The organism is Wolbachia endosymbiont (group A) of Aleiodes leptofemur, from assembly GCF_964028465.1.
Classification (GTDB): Bacteria; Pseudomonadota; Alphaproteobacteria; order Rickettsiales; family Anaplasmataceae; genus Wolbachia; species Wolbachia pipientis.
Genome location: NZ_OZ034782.1, coordinates 306,443 through 324,231 on the forward strand (window position 1 = coordinate 306,443; position 17,789 = coordinate 324,231).

At 35.3% G+C, this 17,789-nt stretch carries 9 protein-coding genes; 8 read left to right on the forward strand and 1 reads right to left on the reverse strand.

Going from position 1 to position 17,789, the window contains the following annotated elements; translation table 11 throughout:
- Positions 1-349: 349 nt before the first annotated feature.
- Positions 350-1,885, reverse strand: a complete 1,536-nt coding sequence (locus ABWU67_RS01780; protein WP_353282100.1) for a lysine--tRNA ligase — start codon at positions 1,883-1,885, stop codon at positions 350-352.
- A gap of 108 nt (positions 1,886-1,993) precedes the next feature.
- On the opposite strand from ABWU67_RS01780, the gene ABWU67_RS01785 reads away from it, so the two are divergent.
- The 8 genes from ABWU67_RS01785 to rsmD all read left to right on the forward strand — a co-directional run bounded on the left by ABWU67_RS01785 (position 1,994) and on the right by rsmD (position 17,742).
- A complete protein-coding gene (locus ABWU67_RS01785; RefSeq protein WP_007548615.1) occupies positions 1,994-2,290 on the forward strand; it encodes a type IV secretion system protein VirB3 in 297 nt (98 codons plus the stop codon).
- A gap of 9 nt (positions 2,291-2,299) precedes the next feature.
- On the forward strand, positions 2,300-4,705 hold the full coding sequence (locus tag ABWU67_RS01790; RefSeq protein WP_353282224.1) for a VirB4 family type IV secretion/conjugal transfer ATPase: 2,406 nt from the start codon (positions 2,300-2,302) through the stop codon (positions 4,703-4,705).
- Positions 4,698-7,262, forward strand: a complete 2,565-nt coding sequence (locus tag ABWU67_RS01795) for a type IV secretion system protein (RefSeq protein WP_213863603.1) — start codon at positions 4,698-4,700, stop codon at positions 7,260-7,262. Before ABWU67_RS01790 ends, ABWU67_RS01795 begins: the two co-directional genes overlap by 8 nt.
- Positions 7,263-7,271: 9 nt before the next feature.
- A complete protein-coding gene (locus tag ABWU67_RS01800; protein ID WP_353282101.1) occupies positions 7,272-9,659 on the forward strand; it encodes a type IV secretion system protein in 2,388 nt (795 codons plus the stop codon).
- A complete protein-coding gene (locus tag ABWU67_RS01805) occupies positions 9,656-12,634 on the forward strand; it encodes a type IV secretion system protein (RefSeq protein ID WP_353282102.1) in 2,979 nt (992 codons plus the stop codon). Before ABWU67_RS01800 ends, ABWU67_RS01805 begins: the two co-directional genes overlap by 4 nt.
- An 89-nt stretch (positions 12,635-12,723) precedes the next feature.
- Positions 12,724-16,452 (forward strand): type IV secretion system protein, encoded by a 3,729-nt coding sequence (locus ABWU67_RS01810; protein WP_353282103.1) that lies wholly within the window; start codon positions 12,724-12,726, stop codon positions 16,450-16,452.
- Positions 16,442-17,074: a hypothetical protein gene (locus tag ABWU67_RS01815; protein WP_010082417.1), complete on the forward strand. Its 633-nt coding sequence runs from the start codon at positions 16,442-16,444 to the stop codon at positions 17,072-17,074. The genes ABWU67_RS01810 and ABWU67_RS01815 overlap by 11 nt, the downstream gene beginning before the upstream one ends.
- A gap of 122 nt (positions 17,075-17,196) precedes the next feature.
- Positions 17,197-17,742, forward strand: coding sequence for a 16S rRNA (guanine(966)-N(2))-methyltransferase RsmD (rsmD, locus tag ABWU67_RS01820; RefSeq protein WP_353282104.1), 546 nt, complete (start codon positions 17,197-17,199; stop codon positions 17,740-17,742).
- Positions 17,743-17,789: the final 47 nt, after the last annotated feature.

Here is a 17,789-nt window from a genome sequence, read left to right on the forward strand (position 1 = left end):
TTAAGAAATTTACTAAGCAGAAAAAAAGACAAAGAATCCCCGAGTTAGCTAGTCTTTTACTATCTCTGTCGAGTATTGGCATTTTTTGATGTCTTGTAACGCTTTATAAGCGCGTTCAGCTTATTTAGATAAAAATCTAGATGTAGATGAAGTTTTGTAAAGACATACAGTATCTATATACTGCAAAAAATTGAACATAAGACGCCGATACATTAAGTAATCCTTACCTTTTAATCTGCAGATTGGCGAAAGCAAATACAATAGCTTCAGTTTCATGATAAGGGGGCTAGCGGAGTTTGTCAAGGAATTCTTATTAAAACTAAAGAGCTCAAATGAAAGGAGGTAAACTCTAAAGTATACATTTAGTAGCGCTTTCTATGAGAGAAATCGTATTACCTATTCCGTAAAGCTTTATGAAAGATCCCATTCTTGGACCGGTTTTTTGGCCAAGTAACGTTTCATATAATAGCTGAAACCAGTCACGTAAGTTGGTGTAATCATATTTTTTTCCAATAGAAAATACCTGAGATTGAATTTCTTCAGCAGTAGCAGTTGTAGATAGAGAATGTAAAGTGTCCTTCAAATCTAGTAACGCTGCTTTTTCTTTTTCATTTGGAGTTTTATATGATTTTGTTGGCTTGATAAAATCGTGATAATACTTTACTGCAAAGTCTGAAAGTCTATCAAGCATTTTATTATTTTCTGGTGTAACGTTTGGTGCATAAGAGGATATAAAACCCCATAGGATCTCTTTGTTTTTAGCATTACAAGCTGCTGCTAGGTTTAAAAGTAGTGAGAAATTTATGCCTGAAGTTTCTATACTGGGAACATTGCCCTGGTGAATGTGCCAAGCAGGATTATTTATATCCTTTTCTTTGTTCTCATGATAACGCTTTACAAATTCTAAATATTCATCAGTTGATTTTGGTATCACATCAAAATATAAACGTTTAGCTTTTTTAGGACTCTGAAAAATGTACAATGCTAAGCTCTCTGTTGGTGCGTAAGTTAGCCACTCTTCAATTGAAATGCCATTTCCTTTTGATTTTGATATTTTCTTTCCTTCTTTATCAAGAAAAAGCTCGTAGCAAAACAGAAGTGGTGGCTTTTCTCCAAGTATTTCACATATTTGACTTGAAAGCACAGCAGATGGAGTTAAATCTTTTCCGTGAGCTTCGTAATTTACTCCAAATGCGGCCCACCTCATTCCCCAATCAGGTTTCCATTGCAGTTTACATTTTCCTTTTGTCACTGGAACTTCTATTTTTTCCCCGTTTGGGTCTTCATATGTGATTGTTCCTTTCTCTGTATTTGTTTCAATTACTGGAACTTGTAAAACTTGAGAAGTTTTTGGGCATATTGGCAAGAATGGACTATAAGTCTGCTGTCTTTCTTCCCGAAATGATGGAAGCATTACGTCCATCACTTTATCATAATTTTTCAGTAAGAGTAAAAGTTTTTCATCGTAAACGCCAGATTTATAACACTCTGTTGCACTCCTGAACTCGTATTCAAATTCAAACATATCAAGAAATTTACACAACAATGAATTCATATGATGACCATAACTCTGACGAGTGCCAAATGGATCAGGTATCATAGTCAATGGTTTATTTAAGTGCTCTCTTAGCATCTCTTGATTTGGCACATTATCTGGTATTTTTCGCAAACCATCCATATCATCTGAAACTGCAATGATTTTGGTTTTTATACCAGGAGCTATTTTTTTTAATGCATTTACAATAACTGTAGTGCGGAAAACCTCTCCAAAGGTTCCTATGTGGGGTAAACCAGAGGGTCCATAACCAGTTTCAAATATTATTTCTTTTTTATTAGGAAACTCTTGCAATATTTTTTCTGCTTCTTGAAATGGCCAATTTGTCATTATCGGGATTAAATAATGTATCTTAACTTAAAGTGCTACTAGTTTCAATGGATTTTTAATATAATGATATAGTATTAGTGTTAGAGCTATTATTAGAAGGTTAAAGATATGTCCACAGGTAGTATACAAACAGATCAATTATTTAAAGGTCTTACAAGACCTGCAATGCTCTTTGGTGTGAGTTATATGTTTGCAATATTAAACGTCCTGATTTGCATGCTAATTTTCATTAATTCAAATGATTTAAGAGTGATTCTCTTAATGTTACCAGGTATACATGGACTTGGTTATATAGCTTCTGCAAAAGAACCGTTGTTTATTGAATTATTTATGGTAAAATTGGGAAAGTGCTCGAAATGTTTAAATCGTTTTTACCATGGAGCCAATTCTTATGATATTGCTTAACGTTGTGTGATGCTGAGGTTTAGGGCTATTCAATCAAAGAATAAATCTACTCTGAACAGGGAAGTTCACGCTGCTGAATTTATTCCTTATTCTTGCTATTGGAATAGCACAACCTTGATGACAAAAGAAAATTGGTTGGTTAAGGTTATAAAATTAAGTGGTTTTGCATTTGAAACTGCCGATGACGAGGATTTAGTCATACAGAACAACATCAGGAATCAGATGCTAAGAAGCATTTCATCTCCGGCATTTAGTTTGTATTTTCATACTATCAGACGTAAGAAAAATATTTTTTCTGATGAATTTGCAAGTCAAGGTTTGCCGAATTTTTTCGCTAATCACGTAAATCTAAAATGGAGAGAAAAACACGCAACAAGGCAATCATTTATTAATGACCTATACATTACGATTATCCGTAGAGCGGACACAAAAGGAGTAGAATTTTTGTCACATCTACTAAAAAAATTCGGACATGTAACTTCAAAACATGCTTGGGAAAGTGATATACGTGCCACGTATGAAGATTTAGAGGAAACGACAAATCGTGTAGTGACAAGCCTTAGAAATTATTCGCCTAAAATTCTTGGAGTAAAAGAAACTCCAGATGGTTTGTTCTGCGAAATAATGGAGTTTCTATCTAGAATCGTAAATTGTGGCTTCGTTACAAATACGCTTTTTCCGCTAAGAACTGAAATATCAAGGTACTTACCAGTACATAGGTTATTCTTTGGCCGTAAGATGATACAGGTTGTGACTCATAATGAGAGTAAATATGCTGGAATAATTAGTATCAAAGAATATGGAAATCATACTTCTGCAGGAATGCTTGATTCGTTTTTACAACTTCCTTACGAGTTTATAATTACGCAATCTTTTCAATTTATAAACAGGCAAATGGCGATTGGAAAAATGCAGATACAGCAAAATCGAATGATACAGTCTGCAGATAAAGCTATTTCTCAAATAGCAGAAATTTCTCAAGCGCTTGATGATGCAATGAGTGGTAAGATTGCGTTTGGTCAACATCACCTGACTATTTTATGTATAGAAAAAAGTCCTAAATCATTGGATAACGCTCTGTCGTTGGTAGAATCAGAGCTTTCTAATTGCGGTGTTTACCCTATACGTGAGAGAGTTAACCTTGAACCAGCATTTTGGGCGCAAATTCCTGGTAATTTCGATTATATAGTGAGACAAGCTACAATAAGTAGTCTTAATTTGGCTGGATTTGCATCTCAACATAATTATCCTACTGGTAATAAATTCAATAACCACTGGGGAGATGCCGTTACAGTTTTTGACACGACATCTGGTACTCCATTTTTTTTCAACTTTCATATAAGGGATGTTGGACACACTATGATAATTGGCCCAACTGGTGCTGGTAAAACTGTTTTAATGAATTTCCTGTGTGCCCAAGCGATGAAGTTTTCTCCAAGGATATTCTTTTTTGATAAAGATCGCGGTGCAGAGATTTTCTTAAGAGCACTTAGTGGTATCTATACTGTAATAGAACCAAGAACTAAAACAAATTTTAATCCTTTACAACTTGATGATACCTCTGATAATAGAACATTTTTAATGGAGTGGATAAAGTCTTTAATTTCGGTATATAATGATAAATTTACTTCAGAAGATATTGCACGAATTAATGATGCAATTGAAGGAAATTTTAAATTAAGAAAAGAAGACAGATTCTTGAGAAACCTCGTACCGTTTTTAGGGCTTGCAGGTCCTGATACTCTAGCTGGGGCAATATCTATGTGGCATGATAATGGTTCTCATGCTGCAATATTTGACAATAAAGAAGATTTGCTAGATTTTTCACGAGCAAGAGTATTTGGTTTTGAGATGGCTAGCTTGCTCAAAGATCCTGTTGCTCTTGGACCGGTCTTGATTTATTTATTTCATAGGATTAGTATATCTCTTGATGGCACTCCATCTATTATCGTTCTTGATGAGGCATGGGCGTTAATAGATAATCCAGTTTTTGCACCCAAGATAAAAGACTGGTTGAAGGTACTGAGAAAACTAAATGCTTTTGTGATTTTTGCTACTCAGAGTGTTGAGGATGCAAGTAAAAGTACTATTAGCGATACGCTTGTACAACAAACAGCGACACAGATTTTTTTACCAAATCTGAAAGCTACTAGTGTCTATCGGGATGTTTTTATGTTAACTGAACGTGAATATATATTAATTAAGCACACAGATCCGAGTACTAGATTCTTTTTGGTGAAACAAGGAGTCAATTCTGTAGTAGCTAGAATAGACTTAAAAGGCCTGGATGATATAATCAACGTATTATCCGGACGTGCAGAAAGTGTTCTATTGTTACACGATATATTAAATGAAGTTGGGGACAACCCAAAAGTATGGTTGCCTATATTTTATCAGAAGGTAAAAAATGTTTAAGACTAAGCTGTCATTGCTATTAATTGCGATATTTTTACTAAATATAGACTTTTTACTCTCATATCCAGTGCTTGCAGATGGAGTAAGTGGTACTGACAAGACAGAATTTGTTAGCAGATTTAATTCCACTGGCAGTTTTAGTCGTGCCTCTAATCCTGATTGTGGAGCGTTTAAAACAGCTGCAGCACTTGCTGGAATAGCGATTGCTGTTGGCGCAATATTTACTGGCATTGTTTTGATCGTTTCTTCTGCTGGTTTGTTTACCGCTCTTGTTATTGTTGGAATGATAGCTGCAATTGTTGGAGTCTGGAAAGCGATAGGAGGGCTTGTTGTTTGTGAACATAGTTTTGTTAAACACCCAGTTGCACGTGATCATGATGGAAAATACAAAAATTTTAAATTAGAAGACACAGGTTATAGTGGCTGCACCAATGAAAATTACCAAACAGAAGAGGAATATTTTTCTTGTTTGCAAAATAAAGCTCGGGAAGACGTGAACAAAAAAGATTATGACGGGAAAAGAGCAGAAAAAGAAGCCTTAAATTCTAACGTTCAGGAGAGTACAGAGAGTTATTACTGGCCAAAAAATGGTGTGCAATACAGTGAATATATAGAAGTATGTCATCGAAACCCTTTAACTTTTGGTAATCTTTTTAATAAGGTAGACTTTAATTCCAGAGGAAAACCTGGATACATAGACTTTGATGTCAGGGAGAAAGACACTGGATACGTAGATGGGTCATGGTCCTCGAAGGTTGATGGTGGTCTGGAATGTAGAGTTCTCAAAGCAGGACAGAGCGAACCCATACATGGAGCTACATTCAAAGCAGTGAGAAAAACGGGCAGATTATGTGTGGAGTTAGCCAGTGTTAGCATGCTTGGTATCGAAATGACTCCTTGGCCGCAAGGGGTTGATATGGGGTGCACGGAATTGCCACCTGACCCACTTGCTCCTATGTGTGAAAAATCTGTGATGATATTCAAAAATAAAGATGGTACAGGAGAGGAAAAAGTTCCTATTGGTAATAATGATGACTATAAAACTATTATCAGATCTAAAGAAAAAAGACTCAACGGACAAGGGGGGAAAATTTTTGTAGGTTATGATAATGCTGGCTGTTTTAGCTCGTATGTTTCTGAAGCTTGTTATAACCAGGCAGGGAGTAAATCATTAGCTCCTATTCCCGTAACTTCTATGATAGTGCAATGCATTAAGGAATCGTTAGATAATTTAGTTGCAGGTAAAGGTGCACCAAATGGTGAGAGTTTTATATCTGTAGCACAGAAAAGGCTGAAAAACACTGTAACTGCTGTTTTAGTTTTAGCTTTAATACTGTTCTCTATAAAAGCCATGTCTGGTGGAGTTCAGAGGCCTCAAGAAATGTATATGTTGATCATAAAATTCGCTTTAGTGATTTACTTCACAACAGGCAGTACCATGTCTCATTATTATGGAGAATTAACTCGTCTCTCAAATGGTTTGTCAGAGATAGTGCTAAAAGCATCATCTGAAAGTAAAGGCATATGTAATTATAAAGCAGGTACAGATTATGAATATACTCGTGCAGGAAAGAGGGTATCTTACAGTTATCTTGCACCTTGGGATAGGCTTGATTGTAGAATTTTATTTTATTTAGGTGCCCCTTTAGATGGAATTGGTGGCAAAATTGGTACTGGAGGTGTTGCAACGTTAGCAGTCTTGCTTGGTGCTGCTCCTGTCTTATTAGTTGCAGGTTCGGTAATCGGTATTATTTTTGCTGGTGGACAAATTTTAGTAGCTCTTGTCTGTATATTTATGGCCGTTCTGATGATGATGGTTATTTTGTGGCTGTGCTATGTATTTATTTTATCTCTAGTTGCTTTAAGTGTAATCATCATTTTATCACCTTTGTTCATTCCTATGGTTTTATTCCAACACACCAAAGGATATTTTGAAGGCTGGGTGAAAGAGTTGATTACCTATAGCTTATACCCGGTTATCCTTTTTGCGTTTTTGTCCTTTATGTTCATAGCATGTGATAAAATCTATTTTAAAAATTTAAATTTTGAACTGGACGAGTCATATAAAAATGAACAACCGGACAAGTCATATGAAAAGAAACAAGCAGAAATCTCATATAGTAAGAAAAAACAGTGGTTTAAATTGAAAGATGGGGAATGTGATAAAAATGAAACTACTCTTGCATGTATGATGCAAAATTATAGCTTTAAAAAGAGCAGCATACTTGGTCTATTCGACTTTACATACATGGAGTTTGGCAGCTCTCTCATCGGAGAATTATTAAAATTGTGTTTAGTATTATTCCTCTTTTACCACTTTTTAAACATTCTTCCTGGCATGGCTGCTGAACTTGCTGGTAACCATAGAGCAGCACTTGGCTCAGGTCAGACACCTGGACAAATGGTGGGCAAAGCTTTATCTGCTGCCAAAGCTGCTGCTGGGGGTGTTGCTGGAGTTGCTGGTGCTGCTGCTAAGAAGTTGAGTGGTGGAGACAAGAGTAAATCTCGAGGTTCTGGTTCTAGTAGCTCCGAGAGTGTTAACAAAAGCACTGAATGAGTTGGATTTATGCTAAAATTTTTGCTGATAATACCGTTTTTTTTTCTGTCAGGCTGCGGGGAACATCACTGTATTAAGCCAGAAAATTTATCAGGTTTGCGTGAAAAACTAGATATAGTGTCAACAGAGCAGAAATGGGTTGATTCTGGTGTTAATATCTCAGATAGAATAAGAGTAACAGAGATTGATATAGTGCCTAGTAAGGTTAATTTTTGTCCTAAGCAGTATGCAGATTTTGCAATTGGGCCTGGGAGAAATGACGTTGCATTACCATTTGCACTTAAAAAAGGCGATACGATAAGCTTTAGTGTGATTGGAAGTAAAGTGTGTAAAGATAAAGAGAGTGAGACAAAAATCAGGTATTTGAAAATCGACGAAAAGTGTAGCGAGCAAGAAACGGAACATTTTGCACATGTTTTAAATCAAGAGAAATGCCAAGGTGGCAAGGATGGGATATGTCCTAATAAATATATAATAGGCGATGCGCAATGGTTGAGTGGAAGAGAGTACTGGTTTTCGAAGTTAGATCAAGATGAAAGAAAAAAGGAAATTGAAAATATTATTAACTCTATAAAACAAGGAGAGAATATAGATTGCAGTAAGCTTTCAGAGAGCAGTGCAAGTAAGATAGATACGCACATTTTAAATTCACTCTGTAGACGTATATGTAAATTTTCTTCTGGTCGTAGAGGCGAGGATTGCGTGTATATTGAATATAATAATATAGAAATTGAGCTATTCAATGCTTTAAATTCTAGTGGTGAATCTGTTGTTGCTGAAATTATTAGTAACGTATTAAAGGGAAAACAGGTAAAAACTGACATTACATTTCTAAAAGTTGGTATGGATAATGAAACTCTTGAACACATTCCAGGTGGTGGTTTATGTACTAGTTGTGATCATAAGATGGAGAATGACCATCAAATACCAAGTTTAACTTTTAGTCTATGTAGCAGAAATGACAAGAGCTGCTACAATACAAATGACAAAGGCGGGTTCAACATAAGAGTAACGAAGAACCATAGTCTGGAAAATAGCTTGTATATAAGTGTTTCCGATAAATTCCCTGAGCATAAGCCTGGTGAAAATCAAGCGGATATATCTGTAGATATCAGCAAAGTTCATGACATGGAAAACTTGAAAGGAAAATTAAAAGACAAAACAGGCACCATATATTACGGAATAAGAGACCATGGCTGCGATTACAAAAATGAAGGTCAATTTAGTATTAACCTAACAACTAAAGAGCCACCTACAAAAACTTTTAGTGCAATATATAATTTCTTTGATGAAAAAGTGAAAACTGCATTTTTCGGCTCTAATTATAAAGACCCTAACGCAATTCACTCTGATACTAGTCCTGTAAAGTCTCTTTACGAAAGTTTTATAAAATCAAGCAGAACAAATACCATTAGATCTACTATAATATCACTATTAGTACTATATATAATCTTATATACTCTTTATTACTTTTTTGGATTAACTCATATTTCTATATATGAGTTTTTAATTATATGCGTAAAGATAGGAATCATCGCCCAGCTATTGCAGGATAATAGCTGGGACTTTTTTTATAACAACGCATTCTCTATATTTATTAACACTCCAAAACAACTAATAGAAATAGCAAATTTTAGAGGCACTACTTCAAATGTTTTTGAGTTTCTTGATTTGCCGCTCAATAGGTTCTTGTCATCGCATTCAGTATTGTTAATAGTATCTCTTATATTTTCTGGCCCTTTGGGCATTGTATCTTTTTGCTTGGTGATTTGGGGTTTAATCACAGTGAGCTTATCTATTTTTAATGCCTTATTTTCTTTTATTACATCTATAGCAATAGTTGCGTTATTGCTTTCTTTAGCACCTATTTTTATTCTTTGTCTTTTATTTGCGTATACTAGGCAGATGTTTCACAACTGGGTTAAAAATTTAGCAAGATTTGCGATTCATCCAGTAGTGCTTTTAATTTTTATATCACTGATAAGCCAGGTTATGGATTATATTGTGTATTCAGTATTTGATTTTGAGGTCTGCTCTACATGTATACTTAATATTAACTTAAAGATTTTTAACCCTTGTATTTTTTATGGTTATGCTTCCAAATATACACCTAATATTACCGCTATGATGGCTTTTGTTATTTTGGGACACGCTATGAAAGCTTTAGTTGAAGCTTCTTCGACAATATCTGACTCGTTGTTTGGTGCTTATGTAGCAAGCGAACCTGGAAGACAGTATCAACAAAGCTTAATGGGAACAGTAGGGTTAGATGAACAAAGCGTTCAAAGAAGAGAAAGAGGAGGTGCTTCTCAACAGTCAGGTACGTCAAGACCTCAAATACCACAAGGGACTCAAAGGTCAACGCCTCAGATACCACCACCAGGAAGACAGCAATGATAAGTAAAAGATCACTATTGTTGATACTGTGTCTTGCAATCACTGGTTGTAACATGGATTGTGTCGAACCTGGGTTGCAGAGCAGAAACACTAGTGTTAACGTGGATGTTCCAGTTCATAAAGCTGGTGAAGAAGTTAAAATTCATTGGGTTGATTCTGGTCAAGTAATTAGTAAGGGTGAGGAAATCAAATTCACCCTCGATGGATCAGTAAATTTTTGCCCTTTTAAAGAAGACAAAAATCCAAGGAAAGTACTTGTGCCAGCTAGCTTTTGTGCTGATGGCTCAGAACCAAATTATAGTAAAGCTGCAAATATTAACGATGTGCCTAATAATTATGGCGTTGATGAAAAAGGCGTAAATAAAAACGAATTGTGCGGTGGTAAAGGATTTGGCAGCAATAGACGTTATGTAGACACTGGAATTAAAGTAAATCCTGGTGATAAGTTAAGCTTTAGCTTAGTTCCCAGAAAAATAACAATTGATTATGACAATCCAGGAGGGAAAGGTATCAGCTTTGATGACAATTGTTATAGAGCTGAAGAAGGAGGTGAAAAAGTGTCAGCAAGTGAAATATTGAATGTTAGCAAGCAAGAGGGAGAGGAATTTTTTTGTGAGGGCAAGGATGGAAAGAGAAATAAAATAAAATTTTTACCTCTTGATAAAACAAAAGCAAAGGAAAGCAAAGTGCTAGTTGGCAATGGGTACACTCCATATGATAATAAGGTACATTTTAATAAAGGTTATGTTAAAAACAACGAACCATGGATACATGGCTCGCTGTTCGATTTACGCCGAGCTAAAATAGGATTGAATGAGTTATGTGATGGAAAAAACTGTAGTTTGGATGAGAAAAAAAAGTACAGTTCTTATGAGCTTAATTGTTACTATCAGAATATATGCTATACTAGAAAAGGTATATGGAGCTATGATTCAGGTCGAGCAGGAGAACGGAACTGTGTCTCCTCTATAAGGTATAAGAAGTACGATAAAGGAAATAAATGTGATATGTATTCTTATCTAGAAAAAATGGAAGGGAATGTTAAAGCAGGTAGTTTTACTGAAGATGATAAATCTTGGGCTGAGGCTCTTGTTGCAAAAATTGGTGATCTTGGTGATCAAGATACTGATAAAGGTATGCAATGTCTTCCAGATAATGAAGTAGGTGCAAGAAAGGATAATGTGTGTTCGCAAATTAGTGACAATTTCGAGGATTTTTCTCTGAAATTAAATAGTGACTATGCAGTAAATGACAATGTAAAATATGGTAGTAGTGTGATGCTTGCTATAGCAGATTATGGTTACTATGGAGCTAATAGGGGCGGGTACTATGTTAAAGTGACTAGATCGTGTGAATATATCAATGGTGAAAAACTGTATGTGTATTTGGGTGATAACCCGCCAGGGGATCCATCTGCTCCAAAGACTAATGATTTCAAAAAAGTAGAGCACTTAGATAAAACAAAGGATAAGGTATATTATATAATAGATGGAGGTCTTTTAACAGATGAATGCAAAGACAAAAAACCTATAACAGATGAATGCAAACCTAAGAAGATATATTTCGGCATCAATGTAAGCAACGTAGAGAAAGATGACATTACGGACAAAAATGGCAAATATTACGAAAACAATAAGTATAGTGTAACTTTATTTGTCAAAAGAAAAATTAATGATTTTATTTCATCGAATGTAAACGGGGTATTTAAATTTATAAAAGAAGAAGTAATTGGGGACAGCGTTAAAGATTCATACAAAGGATATGCAAGAGGTCTTCTTCAGGGGGTAAGAGCTTTACTTACTCTATACGTTATATTTACTGTCATTGGCTATATGCTTGGAACAATACAGCTAAGTAAATTTGATTTCATTGTAAGGATGTTCAAGATAGCATTTATAGCTTTTGCCTTTAGCGATAGAAGCTGGGAACTCTTTGGTACAACTTTATCCAGACTTTTTGTAGGTGGTAGCACTTATTTAGTTGATAGCTTTTCTGGCTATATAGGGGAAGGGGGGAGAAAATTTGCATTCTTAGACTTGACAGCAGGAGTATTATTCACAACAGAAACTTGGCTAAAGTTTTTATCGTTGATGCTCTCTGGTCCTTTTGGCTTTATTGCATTTTTGGCAATACTCTATGCTACTTTTATGTTCTTAAAATGCATTATTAGCGCTACGTTTAAATATGTAATATCTACTGTTCTAGTGGCGTTTTTACTGTCATTAACACCTTTATTTATCGTATTTATTCTATTTCAAAAGACTAAACCCTTGTTTGATAATTGGATAAAAACGTTGGCTCATGTTTCATTAGAACCAGTCATTTTATTTTCATTTTTATCTCTTTTAAATCAGTTGATGTATTCAGTTTTATATAACCTCACAAATTTTTCTGCATGCTATCAATGTTTAATTAGCGTAAATTTCTTATCGTATGATCTGTGCTTGATGAAATCAATACTGCCTCTTGGATACAGTCCTGGCACTAGCGTTGATGTTGCACTCAGTACCGGAGAAAGGGCTGGTGGACACTTTGCAGCATTACCTATAGACCTAATCCAGGCGTTTATATACCTCATTATTGCCGGTGCAATGGAAGCTTTTGTTTCTATATCGGAAACTATGGTACAAACACTATTTAGCTCTGGTTATGGAGTTACTGGCGGTGTTGGTACAGTTGCTAAGAGCGCATCGCAAGCTATGCTGTCAACCGTTGGCCTTGATGATAAGACCCAAAGTATGATACAGAGTATCAAGCAGAAAATGAGTGAAGATCGGGGAAAAATTGAGGCTAAATTACCTAACACACCAAAGCAACCAGACAAAAAAGAAGATTCTAAAGGAAGTTCTGATAAAACAACGAGTGATAGACCTAAAACATTAAAACAATCAGATCAGCAAAAAAATTCTGATGAAACAATAAGAAGTGATCCTAGTGCTAAAGCTAAAAACAAGGAAGAAAATGGAGAGGAGTAAGATATAAATGATATTATGGAGTAACTAATTAAAAAGATATTTTAAGTAAAGTTTTAGAAATTTATTCTGTATTTGGAAAAAGTTTAGATATGCAATCACGTTTAGGCAAATGTTGGTTTAGGGTATTACTTCTTGCAGCTTATGTGCTGATCACAGGTTGTAGTAAAAACGATATGCCTTTTCCAAGGTGTATATCTGCTGACTATTTTGGTCCTAAACCTATTGCAGTAAGCGCTCATTTTTCAAGCGACCACGATGCGTTTATTCCAGGAGATGGAGAAGTTATTGATCCTGAAACTGGCGAAATTAATTATGGTTTTCACCATAACCAAGTGGTGAAGTGGGAGGATACCGGACTCGAAACCAATGGAGATAGTTTAAAAGTGCGAGTTAATGGTGCATGGACATCTTGGAGTAATAATAACAAGAAGGAATCTAAAAAAGGCAGTTATACCTTACAAAGCTTGGAGCAGTTAAAATATGCAACTAAATTTGAAGGTAAACAAAGTGGTAATAGTTTACCTAATTTTCACTTAGTTTGTAATGATTATAAACCTAGCATACAAAAATTTTCAAGTAAGTCTGATACAAGTTGCACTGTAAATTGCAAGTGCATTAATGAAGATGATAGCGCAAATACAGTATCACGTGGTGCTCCATGTTGGTTTACCAATGGTCATGGTGCTTATCTTTTGTTTCAAACGGGGAAAGATGATCCTAACGAAAATCTAAAGTTAATGCGCGATCCTCAATATCCTACTGTACATCTAGGTTATAACTCCACAGCAGAAGGCGACAATGGATTTTTTACTTTAGACAGAGATAACACTAAATTAAAGGACAGAAATTGTAATGAGTTGAAGTTAAAAAAGGGATGGAAAATATATGTAAAAATATTAGATAGATATTACTTAGATAATGTAGGTGGCTACTCTTTTGAGTTCTTAAGTGGAGTGCAGCAGCCAAGTAGTTTTGGGTTTTTTGATTACATTTATAACTATCTAAAATGTGTATTATTGATTAACGAAAATTGCAAAGAACATTTTAATAGCAATGATCCTGCAGTTGCACAAGCTATGTTCGAAAATATAGCTGAAAAAAGTACGAGCTTTCACAATTTTGTTCTTTCCTTGCTTGTTCTATTTGTAATGATTTCATCGCTTCTTTATCTTTTTGGCATGATACGAGAAACTAAGCATGATATGCTCATCAGAATGATGAAAATCACTCTAGTAATAGTGCTTATATCTCCTGGAAGTTTTAGATTTTTCTATGATCATTTTCTTGTTTTATTCGTTAAAGGTCTTGAACAATTGATAATTGTAATTACTAACTTTGCTCTCAACATGAACACCGGAAGTATTGCTCAAGGAGATGAAGCTAAGTTGTTTAGCTTCATGGAGGACATGTTCAATAAATTTTTTGCTTATTCTGTTTGGAAAAAGTTTGCAGCGTTTTTACATTACCAAATGTGGGCAAGCCTTCTTATGATACCGGCAATTTTCATAGGGATTGTACTATACTTCTTGTTGTGCTTGTATGCTTACATAATATTTCTCTCTGGCTTTATGGGTATAGCTTTTCTTATAGCTATCATGCCACTGTTTCTAATTTCTATTTTATTTTCACCGCTGAAAAGTCTATTTGAAGGTTGGATAAAATTCTGCATCAGTTTTTGTTTACAATCGATTATGATATTTACTCTCTTGTCATTGTTGGCTTCAATGATAATGAACACCTTTTATAGACAACTAGGTTTTACTGTATGCTACAATAAATGGTTCGAGGTAAAGTTATGTGCTCCAAAATGGGTGTTTGGCGGTTTTTGTATCGTTGATAAGCAGTACTTTGGTTGGACCCCAGGGCAAATTTTTGTACCTTACACTCTTGGAGAAGCTTCTTCTCTTAACACAGATAAAAGTATAGAAGGTATAGAAAAGATAAGCAGAGAAGGTGGTACAATAAAATTTACTGGTGGTGCTGGATATATCCCGCTTCCACCAGATTACCCTAAAGATAAAAATGGTGAACATATAAAAGGGTTTCGTTATATAGATTATCCTTTCTTTAATCCAATTCCTGGAACTAAAGATAATCCAGCAGACCACTATATTGCAGAAAGTGATATGGTAGTTAGTAATGGCTGTAGTGAAAAAGATCTAGTGCGCTTAACAAATAGTTTATCTCATGCATCAGAGAGGGCTGACATTATATTACTGATCAACAATATAGAGAAAAGGATAGGTGATGTTAGTGAAATAATAAAACGCTACTGTCAAGATATAAATAAATGCAATAGTTATAGGGAAATAATTAATGAAATAAGATCTTTAGTGCGGAGTGCGGTAGAAAAACAAGGTTGTAGAATACTGAAACTTCATGATTTATATAAGGATCCCAACAGTGAATACTGTCAGAAATGTAAAGATTGTGAGGATTGCAAAAATTATCAAGAAAATAGCGATTACCAAAGGGTGCAAGACATACAGAGAGGTTATTTAATCAATGCAGGGGAAATCTTTATACTATTCTTGCTTTCATTTTTAATGTTCTCCTTACGCACGTTCGTACAACAAATGGGCTCAAGTATCGCTGGTGGTGGATTCAGCGTTTACAATATATCTAGTATGTATCAGGCATCGCCTTTGACTGGCATAATGGAAGGATTCAAACAGCAGTGGCAAAATTTTGCTGGTAGAGGACTTGAGTCTTTAGGCAGTTGGGCTACTCATTTACCGGATAGATTAGCCGGAGGTGCAGCTAATCTGCTGGGGAGAGTACCAAGAGTTGGAGGAGTGCTGAAATACGCTATTGATGTGCCACGTAAATTTGTAGGTGCTACTATTGAAGCAACGAAGTTTGCAACATCGCCTGAAAATGATGTTGATAAGCTCGAGGAAAAAATTTACAGGGCATTTGGAGTTGATAAGGAAGATATTACACACAGAAGGATCGGTAAATATTTAGATTATTATAAAGGATACGTAGGATCACATTTGGGCTATACAATAGAAGATGCTATGAAGTTTACTTGGGAGCATGGTCTTGACTCTATAGGAAAGCATGGCTATGATCATAACCTACTCTATAGAGCAAAAGAATATAGGCGAGATTTCTTAGAGAAGCTTCATGATTACACTATCGGCCGTAAGAGAGAACCAGAAAAAGACAATCCTGATCAATCAAATAAGGTAGAACGAGAGTTAGGCACGGAACTAGTAAGAGATAACCATGATCAGCCACTAGAAGAAGGCGACCCTCTTCGACTACGAGGGGGAGGTCAGCCAGATAAGGTAGTACGAGAACTAAGCACAGAACAAGAAGACAAGCCTAATCAACTACAGCATGATCAGCCAACAGAAGAAGATAAGCCTGATCAATCAAATGAAGTGACACGAAATTTAGGCACGGAACCAAAAGGTTCAGATGAAATTGATGATTTTGGATCTGCTTTTGAAGGTATGGAAAAACGTGCTGAAAGAGAAGGCAGAAGAAATCAAGATAAAGTTTACAACCTCTCACCACTTTTTGAAATGAACACTCCAGAAGCTGTAGAAAAACGTGCTGAAAGAGCTAGAAGAAAAGAAGAAAGAGATCGAAAAGACGAAGTTTATAATCTTAAGCCTTTATTTAAAGAACCAAAAAATCCAGAAGAGTACGTTAAGGCACTTTTTGAAATGAATACCCAGGAAGCTATAAAAAAACGTGCTGAAAGAGAGGAAAAAAGAAATCGAGAAGACAGTAAAAGGAAATTACCGGAACCAATGAGGAAACCAGATGCAAAAGGAGATGAGAAGAGGATTGAAGATGAAGACTAATAAAAATTTCAAAGGCCTTGATTATTATAAATTGCAGCAAGACAAAGATGGCAACATAAAGTTAAATGACTACGACGACATTTTAAATGCGCGTAGGGCAAGGGTAGACTTGTTGCGGGATAACACATCACTTGACAAGGATGTCAATTTTGCTAAATTGAATAAAGCTTTGAGTGAGAAATTTGTAGATAATCATAGTTTATTGTCTGAATTTGATAAGGAAGACAAAGAGATTGTACAAGAAAGGATTAAGGTGTTTAGTATTTTAGAAAGTCTTGAAGACCTTAAAAGCGTGAAAAGTGAAGATCTGTTAGAGGTTAGCTTACTGCTGTCAGATCTTAGCTTCATAGAGAGAAATGTTGTACTAAATACCGATCAGAATTCTGATCTAGCAGGATTTAAAAACCTATTTATTGAAAAAAAAGCATCTGGTGAAGAGTATAGTGAAGAAGAATGTAGAGGCTTTCTTGATAATATAGATAAAATCAATACTATAATTAAGTTAGAGTTAGAAAGCAGAATTGAAGGGCTAAATCATGATGAAAAAAATGATCATGATGATTTACAAGATGAGATTGGTCAAGCAATTAATGCAGCAGGCAAATCAGAAAAAGATAACTGATGAGTCTTGTGTTTGTGTTTTTCTTACAAGCGACTCGATAGCTTCTCTCTATTAAACTGCTAAAGCCATATTGACATTAATCATATAGTATAAATAATTAATTATTTTGGAGCTTATTTAATATGCTACGCATCATTGCAGGCAAATATCGCGGAAGAAAAATAACTACAGGTAAGCATTTAGCTGCACGGCCAACTATGAGTATTGTCCGAGAAGCAATATTTAATATGCTTTCCTCAAGAAAACCTATTTATAACTTGAATGTACTTGATTTATTCTGTGGTAGTGGTTCTTTTTCATTTGAAGCGCTTTCTCGCGGCGCTAAACATGCATTCATGGTGGATTCAGATTATTACAATTTGCAACTGCCTAAAAAAACAGCAGAAGATTTTGGAATTACGAACAATGTCACGCTAATTTGTTGTAGTGCTAACAAATTGCCACAACCTATTTCAAAGTGCGATGTAGTTTTTATAGACCCACCTTACAATAGCAATCTAGTTGAATCAACGTTGAATGGACTAGCTCACTCAGGCTGGTTAAGTGATGATGCATTGATAATTCTAGAGATTAGGAAAAACGAAGATTTTGAGTGCAATAAAAACTTCAGTATAATCTTGGAACGCACCTACGGTATAGCGAGAATAATTTTTCTTTCTCTATTATAGCTCTTTTTACAATAATCCGAACAGACCGTAATATGCTACTGGCCTGC

What these genes read in the sequence shown, in the direction of transcription:
- ABWU67_RS01815 (WP_010082417.1), top strand. Translation starts at nt 16,442, where the DNA reads ATGAAGACTAATAAAAATTTCAAAGGCCTTGATTATTATAAATTGCAG.
- ABWU67_RS01805 (WP_353282102.1), top strand. Translation starts at nt 9,656, where the DNA reads ATGATAAGTAAAAGATCACTATTGTTGATACTGTGTCTTGCAATCACT.
- ABWU67_RS01785 (WP_007548615.1), top strand. Translation starts at nt 1,994, where the DNA reads ATGTCCACAGGTAGTATACAAACAGATCAATTATTTAAAGGTCTTACA.
- rsmD (WP_353282104.1), top strand. Translation starts at nt 17,197, where the DNA reads ATGCTACGCATCATTGCAGGCAAATATCGCGGAAGAAAAATAACTACA.
- ABWU67_RS01795 (WP_213863603.1), top strand. Translation starts at nt 4,698, where the DNA reads ATGTTTAAGACTAAGCTGTCATTGCTATTAATTGCGATATTTTTACTA.
- ABWU67_RS01790 (WP_353282224.1), top strand. Translation starts at nt 2,300, where the DNA reads ATGCTGAGGTTTAGGGCTATTCAATCAAAGAATAAATCTACTCTGAAC.
- ABWU67_RS01810 (WP_353282103.1), top strand. Translation starts at nt 12,724, where the DNA reads ATGCAATCACGTTTAGGCAAATGTTGGTTTAGGGTATTACTTCTTGCA.
- ABWU67_RS01780 (WP_353282100.1), bottom strand. Translation starts at nt 1,885, where the DNA reads ATGACAAATTGGCCATTTCAAGAAGCAGAAAAAATATTGCAAGAGTTT.
- ABWU67_RS01800 (WP_353282101.1), top strand. Translation starts at nt 7,272, where the DNA reads ATGCTAAAATTTTTGCTGATAATACCGTTTTTTTTTCTGTCAGGCTGC.